This window comes from Methylibium sp. (genome assembly GCF_013817365.1).
GTDB lineage: Bacteria > Pseudomonadota > Gammaproteobacteria > Burkholderiales > Burkholderiaceae_C > Methylibium.
The window spans coordinates 1-4,581 of the sequence record NZ_JACDCU010000336.1; the positions used below are offsets into that span (position 1 = coordinate 1).

Annotated in this window: 7 protein-coding genes; 1 reads left to right on the forward strand and 6 read right to left on the reverse strand. The window is 69.7% G+C overall.

What is annotated here, in order from left to right:
* Positions 1–207, reverse strand: a 207-nt coding sequence (locus H0W38_RS17040) for a hypothetical protein (protein WP_292456246.1), incomplete at its 3' end; no start/stop codon positions are given.
* Positions 208–342: 135 nt separating this feature from the next.
* On the opposite strand from H0W38_RS17040, the gene H0W38_RS17045 reads away from it, so the two are divergent.
* Positions 343–1,275, forward strand: a complete 933-nt coding sequence (locus H0W38_RS17045; protein WP_292456248.1) for a hypothetical protein — start codon at positions 343–345, stop codon at positions 1,273–1,275.
* 136 nt (positions 1,276–1,411) lie between these two features.
* Here the strand turns inward: H0W38_RS17045 and H0W38_RS17050 are convergent, their stop codons facing one another.
* From H0W38_RS17050 to H0W38_RS17070, 5 genes are all read right to left on the reverse strand, one after another.
* Positions 1,412–1,684 (reverse strand): hypothetical protein, encoded by a 273-nt coding sequence (locus tag H0W38_RS17050; RefSeq protein ID WP_292456251.1) that lies wholly within the window; start codon positions 1,682–1,684, stop codon positions 1,412–1,414.
* Positions 1,685–1,847: 163 nt separating this feature from the next.
* Positions 1,848–2,915, reverse strand: a complete 1,068-nt coding sequence (gene nagZ, locus H0W38_RS17055; protein WP_292456254.1) for a beta-N-acetylhexosaminidase — start codon at positions 2,913–2,915, stop codon at positions 1,848–1,850.
* Positions 2,916–2,985: 70 nt separating this feature from the next.
* Positions 2,986–3,384, reverse strand: a complete 399-nt coding sequence (gene acpS, locus H0W38_RS17060; protein WP_292456256.1) for a holo-ACP synthase — start codon at positions 3,382–3,384, stop codon at positions 2,986–2,988.
* Positions 3,381–4,205: a pyridoxine 5'-phosphate synthase gene (locus H0W38_RS17065; protein WP_292456257.1), complete on the reverse strand. Its 825-nt coding sequence runs from the start codon at positions 4,203–4,205 to the stop codon at positions 3,381–3,383. Before H0W38_RS17065 ends, acpS begins: the two co-directional genes overlap by 4 nt.
* Before the next feature lie 12 nt (positions 4,206–4,217).
* A partial coding sequence (locus H0W38_RS17070; RefSeq protein ID WP_292456260.1) for a DNA repair protein RecO occupies positions 4,218–4,581 on the reverse strand: 364 nt, incomplete at its 5' end.

Genomic DNA, 4,581 nt, shown 5'->3' on the forward strand with positions numbered 1-4,581 from the left:
CGCCGAGGCGGGCGCGACGGCGGTCAACGCGGCGAGGGGCGCGAGGGGCCGCGCGCCGAAGGTCGCGACAGTCCTCGCAGTGAAGGCCGCGGCGAAGCACGCGGCGATCGAGGCAGCGAGGACCGCGCCCGTCGAGGTGAACGCGGTGAACGCCCTGAGCGAGCCGAGCACGAAGGCCGCGGAGGACGCCGCAACGAGCGTGTGCAAACGGCCGCAGCCAACGTCGAGCCGACCGGCTCCGCGCCAGCGGTTGACCGCACCGAGCGTCCCGAGGGTCGCGGCGAAAGCCGCCGCAACCCGAGACCGGCGCCGCCGTCCGCGAACGACGAGACAGCCTTGCCATTGAGCGATGCACAGGGCCTGGACGCCGACGCGGCCCCGGCCGACACCGCCGAGAGCGCCGAGAACGGCGAGCGCGACGCCAGCCGCCGTCGGCGCCGGCGCGGTGGACGAGGCCGCGGTGAACGCGACGAAACGCTTGCCGACGGCAGCAGCGCGGGTGCCACGGAAGAGTCGCATGAGTCCGGCCCGACTGTGGCCGAACTCGGTGTCGAAACCTCGTCCGTTCAAGGTGAGGGCGATACCGGGGTCGATCCCGCCGAAGCCGAGCGTGCCGAGGTCGATGGCGGTGACGAGGCCGCCGGCGGCGAGCCGCGACGCAGACGCCGGGGAGGCCGCGGTCGTCGCGATCGCACCGAAGGCGCCGTGGTCGCGGAGGGCAACGTCGAGGCGCCAGACGCTGAGATGCAGGCCAGCGGCGGCGAAGGCGCTGCAACGAGCGAAGCGGCGTCGGGCGACGCGGTCACGGGCGATGCCCTCGGCAGCGAAACCGTGCGCGCGGCGACGCCGACCCCGGTCGAGCCGGTCATGCCGGTCGCCGAGGCAGCGGTGCCGCCGGCCTTTACGGCTCTCGAATTGCCGTCGCAGCCAAGTGCCACGAAGCCCGTCGCGACGGCGGTCACGCCTTCACCCGAGCCAGTGTCCGCACCGGCGTCCGCACCCACGCCAGAGCCTGCGCCCATCGCTGCCGAGCTTGCGGCCTATGAGCTGCCCATGAACGAGCTGGCAGCAGTGGCCGAAGGTTCGGGCCTCGAATGGGTGAACACCGACGCACAAAAGGTGCGTCAGGCTCAGGAGGCGATGGCCAATGCGCCGAAGCCGGCTCCTGCGCCGCGCGCGCCCAAGCCGGTGGTCGAACTCGACGACGGCCCGCTGGTGCTCGTGGAAACGCGCAAGGACCTTTCGCAGGTCAAGTTGCCGTTCGAGGGGCGCTGACACCACCGGCGGCAGTCTTCGATCGCACGAGGGGATCAGGGAAGTGAAAACGCCCTCGTGCCGAAAGGCCGAGGGCGTTTTTCTTGTGCAGGGCGATCGCAGCATCAGCCGCTCTCGCCGCGCCGCACGGGCTGCTTCAGGCCGCTTGTGCGCCGCGTGCGTGCCGTCCGCCGTTCAGCATCAAGCCCTGCACCCACATTGCCGACTGTGTGATTTCCTCGAAGCGGCGTTCCGGCTGATGGCGCAGCCCGATGGCAACGCGGCCGGTCCACCAGATGGTGCGGCCGCTGCCGGGCAGCACGACAGGGCCGACGTGGCCCACAGGTATCGTCACCGGCGGGACGGCCGAGATGTGACGAATCTTCGTGGGTGCAACGGCCGGGTCGAGTTCGAAAGTGGCATCGATCATGTTCATCTCCAAGGAGTGGATGAACGGATCATTGCGGTAAATACCGAGTCCGGCATCGCCTCGATTGCGGGCGCTTGTTCAGGGGATACCCGAGCAAAGTGCGTTCTGCACCGCACACACGGCTCGAGCAGAAAGCCTCATAGGCGCTGCCGGACCCGGCGGCTCAAGGCAGGCGGTCGAGCGCGTGCAAGTAAGCCGCGTGGTGCATCAGCTCGTCCCAGGGCAGCGGCTCGGTCTGCGGCAGGAGACGCTGCCGGCGCGCCTCGCTGGTGGCGCTGGCCTGCCAGCGGCGCTTCGCGAGCGCCGTCTCCAGCCCGTCGATCAGCGCATCGAGCGGCGCGCCGCCGTCCACCGACTGGTTGCACAGCATCACCAGATCGCATCCGGCGTTGAGCGCGGCGACTGCGGCCTCTACCGGCGTGCCGGCAACCGTTGCCCCCTGCATGCTGAGGTCGTCGCTGAACACCGCGCCGTCGAAACGCAGCCGCTGGCGCAGGATGTCCTTGAGCCAGCGGGCCGAGAAACCGGCGGGTTGCGCATCGACCTTGGGGTAGATCACATGCGCCGGCATCACGCTCGCCAGCGAGGTGCCGAGCCATTCGTAGGGCCGCGCATCGTCCTCGAGGATCGCTTTCAGCGAACGCCGGTCCACCGGCACCGCGGTGTGCGAGTCGGCCGCGACGAAGCCGTGACCGGGAAAGTGCTTGCCGCAGCTCGCCATGCCGGCCAGCAGCAGGCCGTGCATGAGGCTCTTGGCCAGCAAGGTGGCAACCCGGGGGTCGCGGTGGAAGGCGCGGTCGCCGATCACGCCGCTGGGGCCATGGTCGAGGTCGAGCACCGGCGTGAAGCTGAAGTCCACGCCGCAGGCACGCAGTTCGGCCGCCAGTACATAGCCGCAAGCCGTCGCGGCCTCGGTCGCACGCAGCACTCCGGTGCCTGCACCGGCCTTGCCGTCCTGCAGCCACAGATCGCCCAGCGCGCGCATCGGCGGCAGGTGTGTGAAGCCGTCGCTGCAAAATCGCTGCACCCGCCCGCCTTCGTGATCGACGCACACGAGCATGTCGGGCCGCAGGGCCTTGATCTCGGCCGTGAGCTCGGTGAGCTGGGAGCGGTCGCGCCAGTTGCGCGCAAACAGGATCAGGCCACCGACCAGCGGGTGCTGCAGGCGGCGCCGGTCGTCTTTGGCGAGTGCCAGGCCGGCGATGTCGAGCACGATCGGCGCGTGCGTCATGACAGCCCCTCCGCCGGCTTGGAAGCGGCCCGGCGCTCGGCCCGCATTGCTTGGATTGATACCGTGTGCTTCATGATGGCAGTTGTTCGACCACCACAAAGGCGGCCGCGTGATCGGATTCATCGGTGAGGCTGACGTGCGCCAACAGGCGACGCTCGGCAAACCACTGCGCCAGCTCGCCGTGCAGCGCGATCTCCGGCTTGCCGCCGGGCGCGTTGACGATCTCGCAATGACGCCAGGTCATTGGCCAGCGCATGCCCAGGCCGATCGCCTTGGAAAACGCCTCCTTGGCGGAGAAGCGGGTGCCCAGATAGCGCAGACCGCGCAGCGGCAGCTTGGCGGCGCGGGCGCGAAAGACAGCCAGCTCCTGCGGGCCGAGCACCTTTTCGGCAAAACGCTCGCCGCGCCGCTCGACGCTCGCGGCGACGCGGCGCAGGTCGCACAGATCGGTGCCGATGCCGTAAATCATCGGGCCGGGGAAGCGGCTTGCGGAGCCTGCGCGCGGTGGATGCAACGCAGGTAGTCACGCACCGTTTCGGCCAAGCCGAGCTCCAGCGCATCGGCAATCAGCGCATGGCCGATCGACACCTCCTGCACGCCCGGCACCGCGCGCAAGAAATCGGTGAGGTTGTCGCGATTGAGGTCGTGCCCGGCATTGAGACCCAGTCCCGCCCGCAGCGCCGTCTCGGCGGCCGCCGTATAGCGGGCCAGTTGCTTGCCGGCCTGCGGCGTGCCGTGGGCGCGCGCATACGCCTCGGTGTAGAGCTCGACCCTTTCGGCACCCAGATCGCGGGCATGAGCCATCGCCTGCGGCAGTGGGTCCATGAACAGGCTCACGCGCACGCCCAGCGAGCGCGCTTCGTCGATGAGGGGGTGCAGCCGCTCGGCGTCGGTGGGCAGGTTCCAGCCGTGGTCGGAGGTCGCCTGCTCCGCGCTGTCGGGCACGAAGGTCACCTGCTGCACTGGCAAGCCCTTGCCCTTCAGCTCGCGCAGCAGGTCCATCAGGTTGTGCAAAGGGTTGCCCTCGATGTTGAACTCCGCCTGCGGCCAGTCGCTGCGCAGCAGCGCCGCGAGTTCGTGCACGTCATGGGCGCGAATGTGCCGCTCGTCCGGTCTCGGGTGCACGGTGATACCGCTCGCGCCGGCTTCGAGCACCACGGCTGCGGCGCGCGTGACGCTGGGAATCGCCAGCGTGCGCTGGTTGCGCAGCAGCGCGACCTTGTTCAGATTGACCGACAGCGCCGTGGCGCCGCGGTGGCCGTCGAGGCCGGTGGAAATCAGCGGGTTCATGGCGGCGGTCGGTCAGGTCTCAAGGTTCTGCAGTTCCATCATCAACTGCCGCGTGCGCAATGCGGAGCTGCCGAGATGATAGTGAAGCAGCTGGCGCAGCATGGGCTTGAGTTCCGAGAGCGCCGGCAGGCAAGCGCGCTGGATGTCGGCGAGATCCTTGCCGTCGAGCGATCGCTGCAGCGTACGCCAGCGCGGGGCGTCGATGCCCGGCTCGCCGGGCGCAACGGCGACGATGCCGCTTTCGGGCCGCAGCGCAAGCGGTGCGGTCGGTGGCAGCGGCTGCTGCGTGAGCGTGACGATGTCCAGCGTCGGCAGCAGGCCGATTTCGCGCAGCAGCACCAGTTCGAACGCGCGCAGCGCCGCCTCGATGTGAAGG